Origin of the sequence: Flexivirga aerilata (genome assembly GCF_013002715.1) — a bacterium.
Classification (GTDB): domain Bacteria; phylum Actinomycetota; class Actinomycetes; order Actinomycetales; family Dermatophilaceae; genus Flexivirga; species Flexivirga aerilata.
In genome coordinates this window covers 2,313,535-2,332,759 of sequence record NZ_JABENB010000001.1, presented here as the reverse complement: position 1 = coordinate 2,332,759, position 19,225 = coordinate 2,313,535, and the positions used below count along the sequence as shown (strand labels likewise).

At 70.8% G+C, this 19,225-nt stretch carries 17 protein-coding genes; 11 read left to right on the top strand and 6 right to left on the bottom strand.

What is annotated here, in order from left to right; translation table 11 throughout:
• Positions 1 to 180 precede the first annotated feature (180 nt).
• Positions 181 to 666: a VOC family protein gene (locus tag HJ588_RS10930; RefSeq protein WP_171154858.1), complete on the top strand. Its 486-nt coding sequence runs from the start codon at positions 181 to 183 to the stop codon at positions 664 to 666.
• A 10-nt stretch (positions 667 to 676) separates the two neighbouring features.
• Here the strand turns inward: HJ588_RS10930 and HJ588_RS20020 are convergent, their stop codons facing one another.
• Complete coding sequence (locus tag HJ588_RS20020; protein WP_171154856.1) at positions 677 to 1,375, bottom strand: helix-turn-helix domain-containing protein; 699 nt, start codon at positions 1,373 to 1,375, stop codon at positions 677 to 679.
• A gap of 79 nt (positions 1,376 to 1,454) precedes the next feature.
• Here HJ588_RS20020 and HJ588_RS10920 point away from each other — a divergent pair, with 79 nt between their 5' ends.
• Positions 1,455 to 2,345 (top strand): TIGR01777 family oxidoreductase, encoded by an 891-nt coding sequence (locus HJ588_RS10920; RefSeq protein ID WP_171154854.1) that lies wholly within the window; start codon positions 1,455 to 1,457, stop codon positions 2,343 to 2,345.
• A 46-nt stretch (positions 2,346 to 2,391) separates the two neighbouring features.
• Here the strand turns inward: HJ588_RS10920 and HJ588_RS10915 are convergent, their stop codons facing one another.
• Positions 2,392 to 4,749, bottom strand: coding sequence for a GNAT family N-acetyltransferase (locus tag HJ588_RS10915; RefSeq protein WP_171154852.1), 2,358 nt, complete (start codon positions 4,747 to 4,749; stop codon positions 2,392 to 2,394).
• Between the two features lie 136 nt (positions 4,750 to 4,885).
• Here HJ588_RS10915 and HJ588_RS10910 point away from each other — a divergent pair, with 136 nt between their 5' ends.
• The 3 genes from HJ588_RS10910 to HJ588_RS10900 are packed head-to-tail and all read left to right on the top strand — an operon-like array spanning position 4,886 to position 7,418.
• Positions 4,886 to 5,824 (top strand): ABC transporter ATP-binding protein, encoded by a 939-nt coding sequence (locus HJ588_RS10910; RefSeq protein ID WP_171154849.1) that lies wholly within the window; start codon positions 4,886 to 4,888, stop codon positions 5,822 to 5,824.
• The gene (locus HJ588_RS10905) at positions 5,824 to 6,606 is read left to right on the top strand and encodes an ABC transporter permease (RefSeq protein WP_171154847.1); all 783 of its coding nucleotides are present in this window, start codon (positions 5,824 to 5,826) and stop codon (positions 6,604 to 6,606) included. The genes HJ588_RS10910 and HJ588_RS10905 overlap by 1 nt, the downstream gene beginning before the upstream one ends.
• Positions 6,606 to 7,418 (top strand): ABC transporter permease, encoded by an 813-nt coding sequence (locus tag HJ588_RS10900; RefSeq protein ID WP_171154845.1) that lies wholly within the window; start codon positions 6,606 to 6,608, stop codon positions 7,416 to 7,418. The genes HJ588_RS10905 and HJ588_RS10900 overlap by 1 nt, the downstream gene beginning before the upstream one ends.
• Before the next feature lie 2 nt (positions 7,419 to 7,420).
• Here the strand turns inward: HJ588_RS10900 and HJ588_RS10895 are convergent, their stop codons facing one another.
• Entirely contained in the window at positions 7,421 to 9,007 is a 1,587-nt protein-coding gene (locus tag HJ588_RS10895) for a protein kinase domain-containing protein (RefSeq protein ID WP_171154843.1), read from the bottom strand.
• A 74-nt stretch (positions 9,008 to 9,081) separates the two neighbouring features.
• Between HJ588_RS10895 and HJ588_RS10890 the strand changes: the two genes are divergently transcribed.
• Positions 9,082 to 10,242 carry a citrate/2-methylcitrate synthase gene (locus tag HJ588_RS10890; RefSeq protein WP_171154840.1) on the top strand — a complete coding sequence of 387 codons (1,161 nt, stop codon included), beginning with the start codon at positions 9,082 to 9,084 and terminating at the stop codon, positions 10,240 to 10,242.
• Here the strand turns inward: HJ588_RS10890 and HJ588_RS10885 are convergent.
• Positions 10,197 to 11,360, bottom strand: coding sequence for a citrate/2-methylcitrate synthase (locus HJ588_RS10885; protein ID WP_171154838.1), 1,164 nt, complete (start codon positions 11,358 to 11,360; stop codon positions 10,197 to 10,199). The two genes, HJ588_RS10890 and HJ588_RS10885, sit on opposite strands and share 46 nt — an antisense overlap.
• A 307-nt stretch (positions 11,361 to 11,667) precedes the next feature.
• Here HJ588_RS10885 and aspS point away from each other — a divergent pair, with 307 nt between their 5' ends.
• A complete protein-coding gene (gene aspS / locus HJ588_RS10880; RefSeq protein ID WP_343036672.1) occupies positions 11,668 to 12,969 on the top strand; it encodes an aspartate--tRNA(Asn) ligase in 1,302 nt (433 codons plus the stop codon).
• Positions 12,970 to 12,992: 23 nt separating this feature from the next.
• Here aspS and lipB read toward each other — a convergent pair whose 3' ends face one another.
• On the bottom strand, positions 12,993 to 13,622 hold the full coding sequence (gene lipB, locus HJ588_RS10875) for a lipoyl(octanoyl) transferase LipB (protein WP_171154836.1): 630 nt from the start codon (positions 13,620 to 13,622) through the stop codon (positions 12,993 to 12,995).
• A 36-nt stretch (positions 13,623 to 13,658) separates the two neighbouring features.
• Positions 13,659 to 15,032, bottom strand: a complete 1,374-nt coding sequence (locus HJ588_RS10870) for an L-serine ammonia-lyase (protein ID WP_171154834.1) — start codon at positions 15,030 to 15,032, stop codon at positions 13,659 to 13,661.
• Between the two features lie 88 nt (positions 15,033 to 15,120).
• On the opposite strand from HJ588_RS10870, the gene HJ588_RS10865 reads away from it, so the two are divergent.
• The 4 genes from HJ588_RS10865 (at position 15,121) to HJ588_RS10850 (ending at position 19,185) form a co-directional block, all read left to right on the top strand.
• Complete coding sequence (locus HJ588_RS10865) at positions 15,121 to 15,597, top strand: Lrp/AsnC family transcriptional regulator (RefSeq protein ID WP_171154832.1); 477 nt, start codon at positions 15,121 to 15,123, stop codon at positions 15,595 to 15,597.
• Complete coding sequence (locus tag HJ588_RS10860; protein WP_171154830.1) at positions 15,594 to 17,018, top strand: aspartate aminotransferase family protein; 1,425 nt, start codon at positions 15,594 to 15,596, stop codon at positions 17,016 to 17,018. Before HJ588_RS10865 ends, HJ588_RS10860 begins: the two co-directional genes overlap by 4 nt.
• A gap of 68 nt (positions 17,019 to 17,086) precedes the next feature.
• Entirely contained in the window at positions 17,087 to 17,917 is an 831-nt protein-coding gene (locus tag HJ588_RS10855) for a hypothetical protein (protein WP_171154828.1), read from the top strand.
• A 29-nt stretch (positions 17,918 to 17,946) separates the two neighbouring features.
• Positions 17,947 to 19,185 (top strand): saccharopine dehydrogenase family protein, encoded by a 1,239-nt coding sequence (locus tag HJ588_RS10850; RefSeq protein WP_171154826.1) that lies wholly within the window; start codon positions 17,947 to 17,949, stop codon positions 19,183 to 19,185.
• Positions 19,186 to 19,225 lie beyond the last annotated feature (40 nt).

The following is a 19,225-nucleotide window of genomic DNA, read 5'->3' as shown; positions in this document are numbered from 1 at the left end:
TCACCCGCACCACCTCGATCGCTCGCACCACCTGATCGAGAGGCACACAACGGTCCCGAGGGGCCCACCAAGTCCGCTGGATTTCGTGGGCCCCTCGGTGCGTACGTGGGCCTGTCGGCCCGGGCGGGCGGTGTCCGAAACGTTCACGACGGGGGCGCGCGCTCGCCATACGTTGTCGGTATGACGACACAACCCAGCCCCAGCACCGGCACTGACAACGCCACCGGCACCGGCACTGACGCCCCCACTCACACCGGCACCAGCACCGGACCGGCCCGCAACGCCCGCGTCGACCTCGTCGGCATCGTGACCGCCGACCTGCCCGCGTCCTTGCGTTTCTACCGATTGCTCGGCCTGCCGATCCCGGAGGGCGTCGACGACGCGCCGCACGTCGAGATCACCCTCGACGGCGGCATGCGTCTCGCGTGGGACCCCGAGTCGACGGTGCGGTCCTTCCATCCCGACTGGCAGCCGGTGCGCGGCGGCCGCATCGGGCTCGCCCTGCTGGTCGACTCCCCCGCGGACGTCGACGCGGTCTACGAGCAGGTCACCGCCGCCGGCCACGAGGGCTCGCTGGCGCCCTTCGACGCGCCGTGGGGGCAGCGCTACGCGACCGTGCTCGACCCGGACGGCAACGGCGTCGACATCTTCGCGCCGCTGCCCTGACCCGCTCCCGTCAGCCGGTGAGCAGGTCCCGGATCGGCACGCCGGCGAGCGCCCGTGCCTCCCGGCTGAGGTGCGCCTGATCCGAAAAGCCGTTCCGCACAGCGCATTCCGCGGCAGGGACGCCTGCACGCAACTCGCGCAGCGCCCGCTGGAAGCGGCTGATCCGGTGCAGTCGCTTCGGTCCGTAACCGAACGCCGCAACGGACCGGCGGTGCACCTGTCGCGGGCTCAGCCCGAGCTCTCGCCCGATCAGCGGCAGCGGGGTGCCGTCTGCGGCGAGCAACGCCAGGCGGAGGACGACGCGATCGGCGGGCGCGGGGTCGAGTGACGCCAGCAACCCGGCGACGACCTCCTCCCCCATCCCGCCCGTATGACGCAGGCCGCGCTCGAGCGACCGCCCCCGGCCGGACGGCAGCGCATCGGCCGCCGCGACGTGCCGGTCGGTGAGCTCGCTCGCCGGCAGACCGAGGACGGCCGGCCCGACGCCGGGCGCGAAGCGCAGTCCCACGCGCCGGCGCGCGGATTCGTCCGGCACGAGCCTTGCGGCGGTGTCCGGCCCCGCGACGCTCAAGGCGCCGTCGGTCCAGATCAGGTCGAGACAGCCGTCGGGCAGCACTCGCACCGGACGCGGCCCACTGACACTCGTCCAGGCGGTGATGCCCGGCGCCGCGGCCCACTCCCGGTAGCTGCTCGACCACTCGCTGCTCACGGGGCCGACTCTGCCAGCATTCCCCGGCAAGTGTGCTGGACTGGTCCTTCACCCGTTCCGACGCAAGTGGAGGTCCCCCATGCGAGTAGCGATCACCGGATCGTCCGGGCTGATCGGCACCGCGCTCTCCCGTGCCCTCACCGACCGCGGCGACCAGGTCGTCAAACTGGTGCGGCGAGCGCCGGAGTCTCCCGGCGAGGTCCGCTGGGATCCCGCCGCGGGACAGCTGGATCCTGAAGCGTTGCAAGGCATTTCGGCTGCGGTCAATCTCGCGGGAGCGGGCATCGGCGATCACCGGTGGACTGCGTCCTACAAGCAGACGCTGATCGACTCCCGGGTCGACAGCACCCGCACGCTCACCGAGGCGCTCGCCGGGCTGGACACGCCGGTGCGGCTGGTCAGCGGCTCCGCGATGGGCTACTACGGCGACCGCGGCGAGGAGGAGGTCGACGAGGATTCGGCGCCCGGCACCGGCTTCCTGCCCGACCTGGTGCAGCGGTGGGAGGCGGCTGCGGCGCCCGCGGTGTCGGCCGGCCTGCCCGTCGCGTTCGCCCGCACCGGCCTGGTGCTCGCGCCCGATGGCGGCGGGCTGATGAAGCGCGTCCTGCCGCTCGCCAAGCTCGGGCTGGGCGGTCCGCTCGGCAACGGCCGGGAGTGGTGGTCGTGGATCACCCTGGCCGACCAGATCGCCGCGCTCACCCACCTCGTCGACGACGCCGACATCACCGGCCCGGTCAACCTGTCGACGCCGGCGGCGGTCCGCCAGCGCGACGCGATGAAGGCGCTCGGCTCGGTGCTGCACCGGCCGACGGTCTTCCCGGCGCCGAAATTCGGGCTGCGCCTCGTGCTCGGCGAGTTTGCGGACGACGTCGTCGCCAGCACCCGGATGCGCCCGAAAGTGTTGCAGCAGAACGACTTCCAGTGGCGGCACCGCAGCATCGAGGACGCCATGCGCTACGCTGCGGCCTGACCCGTCAGCAGCAACCGATCAGACGCAACGCGTCAGAAGCGCACCGTCATACCCGCAGCGTCGGTGCCTGGCCGCGGTAGGCGCGGGCGTGGTTACGGGCGGCGATGGCGGCATACGCCCGGTGCTTGGGGTTGCGTTCGCCGTCATACACCAACGGATCGGCGACCCGCCCGTCCGCGGCCAGCGCCTTGACCCGCGCGCCCGCCTCGCCGCCGAGGTAACGCTCGACGAACCGCGGCGGCACGGTCGTGTAGACGAGCTCCCCCTGCAGTGGGGGCGCCTGCACCGGCGCGTCGTCGATCAGGTCGGCGACCAGCTGCTCGGCGACGTTTGCCCCGGTCGCGGTCGCGTAGTGGCAGTTGCGGCCGTAGCGCGGGTTGATCTCGAAGAACACGACCCGGCCGTCGCGCGGGTCGCGGATCGCGTCGAGGTTGGCGAAGCCGTGGTAGCCGGCCTCGGCGAGGATCCGCGCCCCCTGCTCGATCGCGTCGTCCAGCTCGGTGACGACCTGCACGTCCGGGATGCCGAGGTAGGCCGCGCGCGGGTCCTGCATGAGCACCTCCGAGGCGCGGGCGAGGGTGATCTGGCCGTCGCGCGCCCGGTAGAGCGTGATCGACAGCAGGTCGTCGCCGGGGATGAACTCCTGCGCGAGCATCTCGCCCGTGAACCCTGCCTCGGCCAGCTGGTCGACCAGCGCGTCGAGGCCGGCGCGGTCGTCGATGCGGTAGAGCTTCTTCTTGCCCGGCAGCCGCAGCGCGGCAAACAGCCCGGAGTCGGCGGGTTTGACGATCAGCGGCCAGGGCAGGTCGACGCCGGCGGTGTCCGGCCGGCCGGCCGCGAAGTCAAGCACCTCGGTGCGCGGCGTCGCCACGCCCGCTGCCGCGCAGAGCTGGTTGAAGGAGTGCTTGTCGGACACGCGGTGCAGCATCTCGGGCGTCTCGTGCGGGACGACGACGTTCTTGCCCAGCGAATCCCGTGCAGCCGCAAGCGATTGCACCAGCGCGTCGTTGTTGGTCAGCGGTATGACGGTGAGGCCCGGATTGGCCTTGGCGACCTCCCGGAGCGCCCGCAGCACAATCTCGTGGTCGGTCACCGCCTCTCGCCCGAGCTCACGCACCTGCGGGATCACCGACGAGTCGGCGATCGCACCGGTCGCGAACGGCACCAGCGCCACACTGGCCAGGCCGTAGCGCTCGTGGAAGGCCCGAGCGAGCGCATAGCCGGACAGCGTGAAGTCGAGCACCACCGGCAGCGCGGCCGGCGCGGAGGTGCGCGGCGGCGGCACCCGGGTGACGGCCGCCGCTGCCCGTGACGTCGCCCCGTCGACGATGCCGACCAGGTCGGCCTTCGAGCGGGGCACCCGGCGGGTCAGCTCGCGCGCGAGCGCCTTCGCACGGGCCGCGCCGCTCTGTGCGGCCCGCTGCGCGTGGTAGGCGCGCATGACGTTCGGCCGGAGGACGACGTCCCACGGTCCGGGTGCGTCGATGACGCCCTTCTTGGCGAACGACGTCTTGAACTCGTTGAGGGTGTTGAGCGCCGGCACCCGGTCCGACCCGCTGCCGAGGAAGTCGAAGAACGTCACGCCCTCGGCCTTGACCGTGCGCATGGTGCACCACGCCATGAGGTAGGCGGCGAGCAGCTTGCGCGCCTGCGCCGACGAGGCGGCGAAGTAGTAGTCGGCCTCCCCGTCATACACGGTGACGAGCGCCCAGGAGACGACCTCGCCGCGGTGCCGCACGGTGTAGAGCCGGCAGATCTGCGGGCCGAGCCGGCGCAGCATCTCGTAGTAGAACGCCGCCGGGCGCAGCACGAATCCGCCGCGCTGCCCGGTCTCCTCGAAGATCGGGTAGATGACCTTGCTGAACTCCTCCTCGCCGATGCCGGTGTCGTCGGAGAACTCCAGGTCCTCGTTCTTCAGCGCCTTGCGGATGTTGCGCCGCCCGCTCTGCGACATCTCGGCGAGCAGCTGCTCCTCGGGCTTGGTGAGGTCGAGCACCACCGTGCGGTCGTAGAAGACCGCGATCAGCGGGTCGACGAGGTCGTCGCCGCGGTGCTCGGTGTGCAGACGCAGCACCGCCGCCGACGGCCGCTCCCGGCGGATGTACGACGTCAGGGCGTCGCGCACCGCACGCTCGCGCTCCGCCGACCGCTCACCGGACAGCCAGACCGGCCCGTGCTTGGCCCAGAGCTGCTCGAGGAAGCGGCCGGAGAAGGACGTCAGGCTGAGCGCGGCGACCGGCTCGTCGCCGTCGCTGACCACGAGGTAGCGCCAGTGCTCGCGCCCGGGCAGCGAGTCGTCGTACGCCGCCCATTCGGGTGACTGCTCGACCGGCACGCGCCCACCGGCCGCATGGACGACGGCGAGGAACTCCTCGGGGCTGCACGAACGCACGGTGAAGGTCACGGGTGGGGATTCCGTCCAGGGTCGGGGGGCAGGGAGCGCCCCGCAGCATAGGCTGGTCGCCTGACCTGACCAAGGCGCAACCGCGCCGGGGCGTGTCCTGCGAGTATGTCGCAGTGCGTTGCTAGCGTCCGTGGGCATGGAGCTGTCGACGCCCGAGGTGATGATTCGCGCCCGCGACCTGCGCAAGTCGTTCGGCGACTTCGAGGCCGTGCGGGGCATCGACGTCGAGGTCGTGCGCGGTGAGTCCTTCGGCTTCCTCGGCCCCAACGGCGCCGGCAAGTCCTCGACGATGCGGATGGTGGCGGCGGTGTCGCCGATCAGCGGCGGTGAGCTACGCATCCTCGGCCGTGACCCGGCCGACGACGGCTCGCGGATCCGGGCCCGGCTCGGCGTCTGTCCCCAGGAGGACTCGCTGGACCCGGAGCTGTCGGTGCGCGACAACCTCATCGTCTACGGCCGTTATTTCGGTATGACGCGGGCCACGGTCCGGGCGCGCGCGGACGAGCTGCTGGACTTCGCCCAGCTCACCGAGAAGGCGAACGCCCGGGTCGAGGACCTGTCCGGCGGCATGAAGCGCCGGCTCACGATCGCCCGCTCGCTGATCAACGACCCCGAGCTGCTGCTGCTCGACGAGCCCACCACCGGCCTGGACCCGCAGGCGCGACATGTGTTGTGGGACAAGCTTTTCCGGCTCAAACAGCAGGGGGTGACCCTCGTGCTGACGACGCATTACATGGACGAGGCCGAGCAGCTCTGCGACCGTCTGGTCGTGATGGACAAGGGCCGGATCGTCGCCGAGGGCTCACCGGCGGAGCTGATCGCGCAGCACTCGACCCGGGAGGTGGTGGAGTTGCGCTTCGGGGTCGGCGAGCACGAGGCGCTGGCCGACACCCTCGGCGACGCTGCCCGCCGCGTGGAGGTGCTGCCGGACCGGCTGCTGCTCTACACCGACGACGGCGAGGCGACCACGGCGGCCGTGCACGACCGGGGGCTGGTGCCGCTCGGCATGCTGACCCGCCGCTCCACCCTGGAGGACGTCTTCCTCCGGCTCACGGGCCGAAGCCTGGTCGACTGATGACGTCGCTGCCGCTCACCGCCCGGTTGTTCGACTACTGGGTGACGGTCTACAAGCGCACCTGGCGCGGCACGGTCATCAACAGTTTCCTGACCCCGCTGCTCTATGTGCTGGCGATGGGCGTCCTGCTCGGCGGCTTCGTCAAGGCCGACCCCGCGCAGCTCGACGGCGCGGGGAGCTACCTGCAGTTCGTGGTGCCGGGGCTGCTCGCCGGTCAGAGCATGCAGCTGGCGTTCGGGGAGACGACCTATCCGGTGATGGGCGCGGTCAAGTGGAACAAGACCTACTACGGCATGCTCGCGACCCCGTTGCGGGTCGCCGACATCGCCCTCGCCCACCTGTCCTTCGCCGTCGTCCGGATCGCTTCCAGCGCAGCGGTTTTCGTGGTGGTGATGGCTCCCTTCGGGGTCTGGTCGTCGGTGCCGGGCGCGATCGGGGTCTTCCTCATCCAGCTGCTCGTCGGGCTCGCCTTCGCCGCGCCGGTCTACGCCTACGCCGCCACGCTCGATGACGAGGGCGGCTTCACCGTGGTGTTCCGGCTGCTGCTGATGCCGCTGTTCCTCTTCTCCGGCGCGTTCTTCCCGCTCGGCAACCTCCCGCCGGTGCTGGAGTGGATCGCCCGCGTCACCCCGCTCTGGCAGGGCGTCGACCTGACCCGGATGGCCGCGCTCGGCACGTGGTCGTGGCCCGCGGCGCTCACGCATCTGGTCTACCTCGGGGTGTGTGCCGCCGGCGGGACCTGGCTCGGCATACGGGCCCTGGAGCGGAGGCTGGTGCGCTGATGTCCGTCGCCTCCGGCGCCCTCACGCGCGACACCGGCCGGCAACTGTCCCGGGCCGGCGCGACCGGTGTGCTGATCTACCGCAACTACCTGGTCTACCGGCGCGGGTGGGTCTACTTCCTCACCGGCTTCCTGGAGCCGGTCTTCTACCTGCTCTCGATCGGTGTCGGCGTCGGCAAGCTGGTCACCGGCTTCGAGGTGGGCGGCCACACCGTGCCCTATGCCGACTACGTCGCGCCCGGCATGCTCGCCGCGTCGGCGATGAACGGCGCGGTCTTCGACACCACGTTCAACGTCTTCTTCCGGCTGAAGTACGTCAAGCTGTACGACCAGATCCTCGCGACCCCGCGCACGACCGCGGACGTCGCACGCGGCGAGATCAGCTGGGCGCTGCTGCGCGGGGGCATCTACGCCGCGGCGTTCCTCCTCGTGATGGCGGCGCTCGGCATGGTGCATTCGTGGTGGGCGGTGCTCGCGCTGCCGGCGACGTTGCTGATCGGCTTCGCCTTCGCCGGGATCTGCATGGCGCTCACGACCTGGATGCGCTCCTGGCAGGACTTCGAATACATCACGCTCGGGGTGATGCCGCTGTTCCTCTTCTCCGGCACGTTCTTCCCGGTCAGCACCTTCCCCGACTGGCTGCGCTGGGTGGTGGAGTGCACGCCGCTCTACCGGGGCGTCGTGCTCTGCCGGGAGCTCACGACCGGCGAGGTCTCCTGGGCGTCGGCGGTGTCGGTGGTCTACCTGGTCGTGATGGGACTGATCGGCACCCGCATCGTGGCCCGGCGTCTCGACGCGCTGCTGCTGACCTGAGGTCAGCCGGGCGCCCGCCAGTCGGCGATGCGCCAGCCGTCCTTGGTCAACTGCACCGACACCTCGGTGCGTTGCGCCGCACCGGCGGGCACCGTGCGACGACCGGTCGCCAGTTGCACCTGGTAGGCGCTGCGGTCGATCACGGCCGTCACGTGCGCGGTGTCGCCGCCGGTCGGCCGCACCGTCGCCGAACGCACCCGGAAGGCCAGCCCCGAATACTTCGCCCCGGCCGCGGCGGCCTTGCCCAGGTCGGTCCGATCACGTTGCGCGGCAACCGAACCCGGGACGAGGGCAGCATCCAGCCGATCCTGGTCACCGCTCCCCCACGCGGCCGCGCGGGCGTCGGCAAGGGCCTGCACGACCGCCACCGGGTCGTCGCCGAGACCTGCCGGCACGGCCGTGGGTGACGGTGTGGTGCGAGGCGACGACGGCGACTTCGGTGGCGACTTCGACAGCGGCCCCGAGACCTTTCGCGAGGAGGCCGCCGAGGGTGCCGCAGTCGCCGGACCCGGCCCGGCGATCCGGTCCGGAGCGCTCGACGTCCGCGGCACCCCGAAGAAGAGCACCGCACCGGCCACGCCGAGCACCCCGGCCGCGGCGAGCGACCAGCGCCCGCCCGGCAGGCGGCGGCCGGTGCGGCGCCTGGGCCCGCTGCTGCGCCGCCGGTCCCGGCGCGGGTGCTCGGCGGCCTCCTCGTGCGCCGCCTCCGCGCGGATCCGGCGGGTGAGTGACTCCGCAGGGTCTTGATCGGCGCCCGCGGAGGCTGCGCGGCGGCCGGGCGAGCCGTGCACGGGAGCAGGCTCCGGGTCGGCGCACCCCCACAGCGACAGGGCGAACTCCCCCGGCAACGGTCTGGCCGAATCCGTATGTGCCAGAGCGGCATTGACCAGGTCGCGCAACTGCTCCGGCACCTCGGGAGCCAGGGTCGCGAGGTCGGCCCGCAGTGCCGCCGGCTCCGGCGGCGCGCCGGTCAGGGCGCGCCAGGCGATCGCACCGAGCGAGTAGACGTCCGATGCCGGCGTGACCGCGCCGCCGGCGAGCACCTCGGGAGCGGCCCATGCCTCGGTCGCCCACACCTCGTCACCGGTGTGTCCCGCGAGCCGCGACATACCGAGATCGCCGATGAGCGGTTTGCCCTCGCCGGTGAGCAGGATGTTGCCCGGGCTGAGGTCGCCGTGCACCAGCCCGAGCCCGTGCAGGTCGTGCAGAGCGCGCGCGACCGGGCACAACACGGTCACGAGCTCGCCCGGTGTGAGCACCCCACGACGGGCCAGCGTCTCGGCCAGGGATCCGCCCTCGGCCAGCTCCATCACCAGCCCGAGACCCGGTGGCTCGGTGGCCGCGTCGAGCACGACGTCCACGAGCCGCACGACGTGCGCGTGGCGGATCGACTCCAGGACCGCGATCTCGTAGTCGAGCTGCCCGGCGTCGGCGGCGAGCACCTTCGCCGCCAAGCGCACCCCGTCGCCGGACCGCACCGTCCAGACCGTGCCCGTCGCACCACGGCCGATCGGACCGACCACCTCGTAGCCGGGCAGGATCGGTTGGGACAGCCTTGCGGCCCAGTCGGATTCACCGGAAACATCCACCGCTCCACGGTGGCACCCCGACGGCTGCGCCCGCAGAAGTTGTCCACAGGCACCCGGTCATTAGGGTGGTGCGGGTGAGCGACGACCTCATCTCCACCCAGCAGGCGGCCGACCTGCTCGGGGTGCGGGTGGCCACCGTCTACTCCTACGTCAGCCGCGGCCTCCTCGACCGCGTCGACGACGGGCGATCACGCCACGACGGGTCGCGTTTCGCCCGCGACCAGGTGACCCGGCTCGCGGCCCGGCACCACCGGCCCCGACGCGGCGTCTTCGAACTCACCGTCGAGACGGCCGTGACCAGTCTCGACCCCGCAGGGCGGCTGCTCTTCCGCGGACACGACGCCGGCGAGCTCGCGGAGTGCTCGACCTTCGAAGAAGTCGCCGAAATCGTCTGGGGTGCAACGGATCCACCGCAGACCTGGCCCACCGGCACCCCCGCCCCGATCGCGTATGACGCAGCAACGCGCACCGACCGCATCCGCCTCGCGATCGAGCACGCCGCGGCCACCGACCCCGAACGAACGGACCTCTGCGCGCACCACTTCTGCACGGCCGGGCGCCGGGCGATCGCCGCGGCGGTCGCCACGCTGGCAGCGTCCGCCGTCCCCGCCGCGTCGGTTGCCGCAGGCCTCTGGGCCGGGCTGAGCGACCGACCTCCGGTCGACGCCGAGTTGCGGGCGCTCGACACGGCATTGGGGCTGATGGCCGACCACGAGCTCGCCAGCTCGACCCTCGCGGCGCGAGCAGCGGCGAGCACCGGGGCAGATCCCTACCTGGTGATGCTCGCCGGGGCGTCGGCCTTCGAGGGTCCGCGTCACGGGCAGGCGTCGGCCGCGGCATACGACCTGCTGGTCGGCGCGCTCGACGGTGGAGCCGAAATCCCAGACAGTCCAGCGGGATTCGGGCACTCCATCTACACCGGCACCGACCCGCGGTTCGACGTGCTGCGTGTCGCCGTCGGCCGCTTCGCACCGGAAGTCGTCGAGGTGGTCGACGAACTCGCCGTGCGCGTGGCGCGACGCGACGGACGCGCCGCCAACGTCGACCTCGGCCTGGCGGCACTCACCGTCGGCGCCGGCCTGCCGCGGGACGCCGGTGCGGTGATCTTCCTGATCTCCCGGCTCGCCGGGTTCGTCGCACACGGCATCGAGGAGCAGGGACACCCGCTGCGCTTCCGGCCGCGTGCGACCTACACCGGGCGGGCCGAGACCGCGTCGGGCAGCGGACCGACGTAGCGCGAGCCCGGGCGGATGATCTTGCGATCGTGACTCTGCTCCAGCACGTGCGCGGTCCACCCGACGACCCGGCTGCAAGCGAAAGTCGGGGTGAACATCTCGCGCGGGACACCGCACGCGTCCATCACGACGCCGGCGTAATACTCGACGTTGGCCCGCAACGGGCGATCCGGCTTCGCCTCGTCCAGCACCTTGACCACCTCGGACTCGGCCGCGACCGCGAGCTCCGCCGTCGGACCGCCGAGCTCAATCGCGGTCTCCTTCAACAGTTCCGAGCGCGGATCGACCCCACGGTAGATGGCGTGACCGAATCCCATCACGCGCTGACCGGCGGCGAGCTGCGCGCGCGCCCAGCCCTCGGCGCGCTCCACCGATCCGATCTCGTCCAGGGCGTCCAAAGCCCTGCTCGGGGCGCCGCCGTGCAGCGGGCCGGCCAGCGCACCCACCCCCGCGACGAGACACGACGTGAGGTCGGTGCCGGTGGACGCCACCGTCCGGGCGGTGAAGGTCGAGTTGTTGAAGCCGTGGTCGATGGTGAGCACGAGATAGCGACTGAGCGCGGCGACGTGTCGCGCGCTCGGGGTGCTGCCGGTCAGCATCGCGAGATAGCTTCCGACATAACCGAGTTCGGGCCGCGGAGCGGCTGGTTCGCGACCGTTCGCCAGCGCGTGCGCCGCGGTCACCAGCCACGGCACCACGGCTGCCGTGCGCAGGGCGGCGCGCTGCTTGGTCTGCTCGTCGCTGTCCCAGAGCGGCCGGTCGTCGGTGAGCGCGCCGTATGCCGAGAGCGCCGTCCGCAGGGTGACCAGCGGATCGGCACCCCCGCTCGCTCGCATGACAGCGATCAACCGCTCCCGCAATTGCGCTGGTATGACGAGAGCTTCGGCCACCTCGGCCGCCCACGCAGCGCGCCGCTCCCCCTCGGGAAGCTCCCCGTGCAGCATCAGGTGCCAGACGTCCTCGAAGGTCCGCTCGCGCGCGAGGCCGGTGGCGTCGTGCTGCCGGTAGTGGAAGAACCCCTCGGCGCCGCGCACGTCGCCGATCTCGGTCTGCGCGACGATGACGCCGGCCAATCCCGGTGGCGTGACGATGGGTTCGGTGGTTGCTGATGTGGTCATGCCCGCAGCGTGCGACCGTGCGCCGGGACCGGTCAATCTTGACGGTGTCGACATACCCGACGTACCCGGCATACCCGACCTACCCGGCACACCCGCCGTGGTCACACCCGACGCGAGGCCACCCGCGAAATCCGGTTGCCGTGCGTCCGCCGGCCGACCTAATCTCGCCGCACGGCGATGACGGGAGTGACGCCCCCGAGCCGATCGCACGACAAGAGGCCGCGGCATTCGCCGCGGCGAAGGTGTGGTGGCACCGCGACGTTGGCCCCATCGCCCACACCTGCCGGGGAGTTGATTCTTGCCGGAGGTGAAAGCAGTGCAACAACGCATCCTGGCCGCAGAGCTGGCGGCGACCCCCATCGGATCCGAGGTCTCCCTCGCCGGGTGGATGCATCGTCGCAGACAGTTGTCGGGCGTGAGTTTCCTTGTGTTGCGGGACCGTTCGGGTCTCGCGCAAGTCGTGGTGAAGGACGGCGGTCTCCGCGCGGCGGTGGCGGCGCTGGGTGAGGAGTCGGTCGTCACGGTCCACGGCATGCTGACCGCCAGCCCGGCAGCGCCGGGCGGCCTCGAGGTGGTTGGCACCCGGCTCGCACCAATCACCGAGCCCGCGCTCACCCCGCCGGTGCAGCTCTGGCGGCCCTCGCCGCAGGAAGGACTGCCGACCCGCCTCGACCATGCCGCTGTGGCCCTACGCCACCCCCGCAGCCGGGCATCCTGGCAGCTCGCGGCAGCGTCGGTCCACGGTTTCCGCACCACGCTCGAGAGTGCGGGGTTCACCGAGATCGCCACGCCGAAGCTGGTCGGCATGGCGACCGAGTCCGGCGCCAACGTCTTCGAGCTCGACTACTTCGGTCGAGCGGCCTACCTGGCGCAGTCTCCGCAGCTCTACAAACAGATGCTCGTGGGTGTCTTCGAGCGGGTCTTCGAGGTCGGCCCGGTGTTTCGTGCCGAGCCGCACGACACCGTGCGTCACTTGGCCCAATACACCTCTCTCGACGTCGAATTCGGCTTCATCGACTACCACCACGACGTGATCGCGATGTTCCGGGCCGTGCTCGCCGGCATGCTCAGGTCTGTCCGGGAGCGCGCCGCCGACGCGGTGGAGTTGCTCGGCGTCGACGTCCCGCAGGTGCCGGAAGCGTTGCCCGTCATACATTTTCGGGACGCGTTGCGACGTGTCGGGGCCGCGGAGGACGAGCCCGACCTGGAGCCCGCGCACGAGCGCGCGCTCGGGGCGTGGGCCAAGGAGGAGCACGGGTCGGACTTTCTCGTGGTGGAGGGTTACCCGATGGCGAAGCGGCCGTTCTACACCCATCCACAACCGGACGACCCACGATGGTCGAACAGCTTCGACGTGCTCTTCCGTGGGCTGGAGCTGAGCACCGGCGGGCAGCGGCTGCATCGACCGGCGGACTACCGCGCTGCGCTGGCGACCAATGGCCAGTCGGCAGAGGCGTTTTCGGCATACCTCGAGGCGTTCGACCACGGTATGCCGCCGCACGGCGGCTTCGCGATCGGGCTGGAGCGCTGGGTGGCGCGGCTCACCGGCGCGGCGAACGTCCGGGAAGTCACGCTCTTCCCGCGCGACCTGCACCGGATCACGCCGTAGGACCGTAAGGATCGGGAGGCGCGTCAGGCGAGGATGTCGGGCAGCCGCTTCTCGACGAACGGCAGCACCTCGCGCACGGTCACGTCGCGGCCGAGCTCCTCGGTCAGCGACGTGACCCCCGCGTCGGGGATGCCGCACGGGACGATCACCTGCGACCACGACAGATCGCAGTCGCAGTTGAGGGCGAAACCGTGCATCGTCACGTCCCGGCTGACCCGGATGCCGATCGCGCCGATCTTGCGCTCCTGCTTGCCGCCGCCGGCCGGCAGCCAGACGCCGCTGCGCCCCTCGACCCGGGTCGTCTCCAGCCCGAGGTCGCCGCAGACGTCGATCATCAACTGTTCCAGCCGGCGCACGTGCCCGACCACGTCGACCGGGTCGGGCAGGTGCACGATCGGATAACCGGTCAGCTGGCCCGGACCGTGCCAGGTGATCTTGCCGCCGCGGTCGACGTCGATGACCGGGGTGCCGTCGAACGGCCGCTCGTGCGGCGCGGTGCGCTTGCCCGCCGTATAGACCCGCTGGTGCTCCAGCAGGAGGGTCGTGTCCGGCCGCTCACCCGCCACCACGGCCGCGTGCACCTGCCGTTGCAGGTCCCACGCGGCCTGGTAGTCCACGAAGTCAGGGTCGAAGCCGACGTGCTCGATGCGCATGCAATCACCGTACGCCGGTGATCCGGCGCCTCGCACTCAGCACTCGATCACATTCACCGCCAGTCCGCCACGGGCCGTCTCCTTGTACTTCACCGACATGTCGCGGCCGGTGTCGCGCATGGTCTTGATCGCCTTGTCGAGGCTGACCGTGTGCACCCCGCTGCCGACGACCGCTAGGCGGGCGGCGTTGATCGCCTTCACGCTGGCGATCGCGTTGCGCTCGATGCACGGGATCTGCACGAGTCCGCCGACCGGGTCGCAGGTCAGGCCGAGGTTGTGCTCGATGCCGATCTCCGCGGCGTTCTCGACCTGGGTGGGGGTGCCGCCCATCACCTCGGCCAGTCCGCCGGCGGCCATCGCGCAGGCCGATCCGACTTCACCCTGGCAGCCGACCTCGGCGCCGGAGATCGACGCGTTCTCCTTGAAGAGGATGCCGATTGCCGCTGCTGCCAACAGGAATCGGACGATGCCGTCGTCGTTCGCGCCCTCGACGAAGTTGACGTAGTAGTGCAGCACGGCCGGGATGATGCCGGCTGCGCCGTTGGTCGGTGCGGTGACCACGCGACCGCCGGAGGCGTTCTCCTCGTTGACCGCGAGGGCGTAGAGGTTGACCCAATCCATCACCTTCAGCGGGTCGTCGCGCAGTGCGCCCTTGGTCAGCTCCCGGTGAAGCTCGGGAGCACGACGCGGCACCCGCAGACCACCCGGCAGCACGCCTTCGTGCCCGATGCCGTTGCGCACACACTGCGCCATGACCTCCCAGAGCGCGAGCAGGTCGGCCCGCACCTGCTCCTCACTGCGCCATGAGAGTTCGTTGCGCAGCATCACCTGCCCGACACTCAGCCCCTCGCGCCGGCAGATCTCCAGCAGTTGCGCCCCGGTCGAGAACGGGAACTCCACCTCGGTGTCGTCGAGCACCACCCGGTCGGCGCCGGTCGCCTCCTCGTCGACGACGAAGCCGCCGCCGACCGAGTAGTAGACGTGGCTCGCGACCAGGTCGCCGCCCCCGTCATACGCATCGAACTGCATGCCGTTGGGGTGCGCCGGCAACGACTTGCGCCGGTGCAGCACGAGGTCGGCGTCGGGGTCCCAGGCGATCTCGTGGGTCCCGCCCAATCGCAACGTATGACGGGTGCGCGCCTCCGCGACACGCGCGTCTGCGGCGTCGGTGTCGACGGTCTCCGGCTGCTCGCCCTCCAGCCCGAGCACGACCGCCTTGTCGGAGCCGTGCCCGTGGCCGGTCGCGCCGAGCGAACCGAAGAGCTGTGCCTTCACCCGGGTCACGGAAGCGAGCTTGCCGGCGTCGGTCAGGCCGTCGACGAAGGTCTTGGCGGCCCGCATGGGACCGACGGTGTGGGAGGACGACGGCCCGATGCCGACGGAATACAGATCGAACGCGCTCAACGCCATACCCAAAGCATAATCACCGGCCCACTCAAGCAACGAAATCCGTGGTCGAATGGTTGATTACCGTCACAACTCGTGGCAATATGCAGACATGGCCGAGCAAAATCGCACTTCTTCCCGCCCGGCGCTCGACGACGTCTCCAAGGCGATCATCGGCCACCTGCAGTCCGACGGTCGCGCCGCCTACTCGGCGATCGCCCGCGAGATCGGCCTGTCCGAGGCGGCCGTGCGCCAGCGGGTGCAGCGGTTGCTCGACTCCGACGTGCTGCAGATCGTCGCGGTCACCGATCCGGCACAGGTCGGCTTCGACCGGCAGGCCATGATCGGCCTGACCGTGCACGGCGATCTCGGCAGCGTGCAGGTGGCACTCAACGAGATGCCCGAGGTCGCCTACATCGTGCTCACCGCGGGCCGGTTCGACATCCTCGTCGAGGTCGTCTGCGTCGACGACGACCACCTGCTCGATCTGCTCACCGCCAAGATCCGGGCGATCCCCGGTGTCGCCGACACCGAGACCTTCGTCTACCTCAAACTCGCCAAACAACGCTACGACTGGGGAACGAGATGACAACAACCACAGCGCAATCCGCCGATCTGACTCCCGCGGGCACGCCGCGCCAGGAGGCCGCACGGGACCACCTCTGGGGCCACTTCACCCGGCAGTCGGTCTACGAGCCGGTCGACCAGGGAGGCCTCGGCGCCAACATCCCGCTGATCACCCGCGGCGAGGGTGCCTACATCTTCGACGACGCCGGCAAGAAGTACCTCGACGGCCTCTCCGGCCTGTTCACCGTGCAGGTCGGTCACGGGCGCGAGGAACTCGCCGAGGCGGCCGCCAAGCAGGCCAAGGAGCTGGCGTTCTTCCCCATCTGGTCGTACGCCCACAAGCCGGCGATCGACCTCGCGGAGCGGCTCGCGTCATACGCCCCGGGTGACCTCAACCGGGTCTTCTTCACCACTGGCGGCGGCGAGGCCGTCGAGTCGGCGTGGAAGCTCGCCAAGCAGTACTACAAGCTGGTCGGCAAGCCCACCAAGCACAAGGTGATCAGCCGCGCGATCGCCTACCACGGCACCCCGCAGGGCGCCCTGTCGATCACCGGGCTGCCGCCGCTCAAGGAGATGTTCGAGCCGTTGGTGCCGGGCGCGTTCAAGGTGCCCAACACCAACATCTACCGGGCGGCTCCCGAATTCCGTGACGACCCCAAGGCTTTCGGCCGCTGGGCCGCTGACCGCATCGCCGAGGCGATCGAGTTCGAGGGCCCCGACACGGTCGCCGCGGTCTTCCTCGAGCCGGTGCAGAACGCCGGCGGCTGCTTCCCGCCGCCGCCCGGATACTTCGAGCGGGTGCGCGAGATCTGCGACGAGTACGACGTGCTGCTGGTCTCCGACGAGACGATCTGCGCGTTCGGCCGCATCGGCGAGATCTTCGCCTGCAACGACTTCGGCTACATCCCGGACATCATCACCTGCGCCAAGGGGATGACCTCCGGCTACTCCCCGATCGGCGCGATGATCGCGAGCGACCGGCTGTTCGAGCCGTTCCGGCACGGCACGACGTCCTTCCCGCACGGCTACACCTTCGGCGGGCACCCGGTGTCGGCCGCGGTCGCGATGGCCAACCTCGACATCTTCGAGCGCGAGGGCCTGGTGCAGCACGTGCACGAGAACGCCCCGAAGTTCCGCGCGTCGCTGGAGAAGCTGCAGGACCTGCCGATCGTCGGCGACGTCCGCGGCGAGGGCTACTTCTACGGCATCGAGCTGGTCAAGGACAAGGAGACCCGCGAGACGTTCAACGACGACGAGTCCGAGCGCATGCTGCGCGGCTTCCTCTCCAAGGCGTTGTATGACGCGGGCCTCTACTGCCGCGCCGACGATCGCGGCGACCCTGTCGTCCAGTTGGCGCCGCCGCTGATCATCGGCCAGCCGGAGTTCGACGAGATCGAGCAGAAGCTGCGCGGCGTGCTGACCGAAGCGTGGTCGATGCTCTGATCGGTCGGGCTCTGATCGGTGATGCTCTGATCGGTCGCTGAGCCGGCCGCTCTGGTTCACTGACCCGCGTGGAGCCACTTCCGAAATACTGGATCGCCGCGCGCAAGGGCAGCCAGACGGCCTGGGGCTGGTCCAGCCGGTCGCTCGACGACGCTCGCGCCGTCGGGTACGACCGGCTGGCCCGTCTCCTGGCCGCGGTGCACGACGGCACGATCAAGGGCTCCTACGGCTGGGCGCCACCGCGCGAGCTGACCCTGCACGAGGAGTACGACGGGGCCGGCGTGCTGATCGGCGTGGTGTCGCGCAACCGCTACGGCGCCGACGTGCTCAACACCGACCATTTCCTGGTGGCCGACATCGACGTGCAGCAGTCGGTCGCACAGCACGGCCGCCGGCTGCTGCGGCGTGCGTTCGGGCGCGCCGAGGAGACTGCTGACGGTCCGAAAGCGTTGGCACTGCACCGGATTGGTGAGTTCGCGTCAGCGCATCCGTCGGTCGGGGTGCGGGTCTACGAGACGTTCGGAGGCTTCCGGGCGATCCTCACCGGCACGGGCCTGCCGCCCGACTCCCCCGGCGCCGCCGCGCTCTTCGAGGAGCTGGCGACCGACCGGGTGTACGCCCGGCTGTGCCGGAAATATCAGACCTGCCGGGCGCGGCTCACGCCGAAGCCGTGGCGCACCGGATTGCGTGCGTCCGCGCCGGCCTGGCCAGCGGAGGACGCGTCCGCCGCAGAGCAGTGGGTCGGCTGGCTGCGGGACTACCAGGGCGCCTCCGCGCGCTACGCGACCTGCCGCCTGGTCGAGACGTTCGGCCCACCGCCGCGCCCGGCCGAACAACGCCTGATCGACCTGCACGACCGGGTGTCGCGAGCCGCCGAAACCGCGTTACCTCTCGCCTGAGCGGCCGTCCTGCTACTACATTCGTAGACATGACTGAGCGTGACTACGACATCGTCATGTTCGGTGCCACCGGCTTCGTCGGCCGGCTGACCGCCGAACACCTGGCGAAATTCGCACCCGAGGGCACCCGCATCGCCCTCGCCGGACGGGACCGCGCCAAGGTCGAAGCCGTGCGCGGCGCACTTCCCGGCACAGCGGCCGACTGGCCTGTCGTTGTTGCAGACTCGAGCAACCCGGCGTCACTGCGCGCACTGGCGGAGAGCACCCGCGTGGTGATCAGCACGGTCGGCCCCTACGCCAAGTACGGCCTTCCGCTCGTCGACGCCTGCGCCACCGCCGGCACCGACTACGTCGACCTGACCGGCGAGGTGCTCTTCGTGCGCGAGTCGATCGACAAGTTCCAGGACGAGGCCAACCGCACCGGCGCCCGCATCGTGCACTCGTGCGGATTCGACTCGGTGCCCTCCGATCTCGGTGTGCTGGTGCTCGCCGAAGCCGCCCGCGCGGACGACGCCGGTGAGCTCGGTGACACCACCCTGCACATGGCGATGAAGGGCGGTGCGAGTGGCGGCACCGTCGCCTCCGCGATCAACCAGCTGGACGAGGTGCGTGGCGACAAGGCGAAGCGGAAGGTCGCGACCGACAAGTTCTCGCTCAGCCCGGACCGCGCGGCCGAGCCCAGCGGCGAATGGCGGGACTCGGTCGCGGTGCGGCACTCCCCCGAAATCGACGCGTGGACAGCGCCTTTCGTGATGGCGACGTTCAACACGCGGATCGTCCGCCGGAGCAACGCGCTGCTCGGGCACGCCTACGGCAGGAGCTTCCGCTACCGCGAGGTGCAGCGCACCGGCAAGGGGATCGCGGGCCGTCTGGCGGCGATCGCCATCGCGGGTGGTCTCGGCATCGGCTTCGGCGCCTTGAACCTCAAGCCGATCCGCCCCCTCGTCGAGCGGGTTGTGCCGTCCCCCGGCGAGGGTCCGGACGCACAGGCCCGGGCCGCGGGGTGGTTCAAGGCAGAGGTGCGCAGCACGACGACGACCGGCGCGCCATACCGCAGCATCGTTGCGGCGCAAGGCGATCCGGGCTATGCCGCGACTGCTGTCATGCTCGGCGAGAGTGCCCTGAGTCTCGCGCTGCAGCGCGACGAGTGCCCGCTCCCGCCGGGACTGAACGGCGGCGTGCTCACTCCGGCGACAGCGCTCGGCAACGTGCTCGCCGACCGTCTCCGGGCGCGCGGCTTCACCGTCGAGGCCGGCAGATCGGCCTGACCGCAGCGGACAGTTCTCGTCCGCACGAGTCTCTACGCTT

Coding starts and splice junctions, on each gene's coding strand:
- HJ588_RS10930 (WP_171154858.1), top strand. CDS start 181: ATGACGACACAACCCAGCCCCAGCACCGGCACTGACAACGCCACCGGC.
- HJ588_RS10920 (WP_171154854.1), top strand. CDS start 1,455: ATGCGAGTAGCGATCACCGGATCGTCCGGGCTGATCGGCACCGCGCTC.
- HJ588_RS10910 (WP_171154849.1), top strand. CDS start 4,886: ATGGAGCTGTCGACGCCCGAGGTGATGATTCGCGCCCGCGACCTGCGC.
- HJ588_RS10905 (WP_171154847.1), top strand. CDS start 5,824: ATGACGTCGCTGCCGCTCACCGCCCGGTTGTTCGACTACTGGGTGACG.
- HJ588_RS10900 (WP_171154845.1), top strand. CDS start 6,606: ATGTCCGTCGCCTCCGGCGCCCTCACGCGCGACACCGGCCGGCAACTG.
- HJ588_RS10885 (WP_171154838.1), bottom strand. CDS start 11,360: ATGACCACATCAGCAACCACCGAACCCATCGTCACGCCACCGGGATTG.
- lipB (WP_171154836.1), bottom strand. CDS start 13,622: ATGCGCATCGAGCACGTCGGCTTCGACCCTGACTTCGTGGACTACCAG.
- HJ588_RS10870 (WP_171154834.1), bottom strand. CDS start 15,032: ATGGCGTTGAGCGCGTTCGATCTGTATTCCGTCGGCATCGGGCCGTCG.
- HJ588_RS10865 (WP_171154832.1), top strand. CDS start 15,121: ATGGCCGAGCAAAATCGCACTTCTTCCCGCCCGGCGCTCGACGACGTC.
- HJ588_RS10860 (WP_171154830.1), top strand. CDS start 15,594: ATGACAACAACCACAGCGCAATCCGCCGATCTGACTCCCGCGGGCACG.
- HJ588_RS10850 (WP_171154826.1), top strand. CDS start 17,947: ATGACTGAGCGTGACTACGACATCGTCATGTTCGGTGCCACCGGCTTC.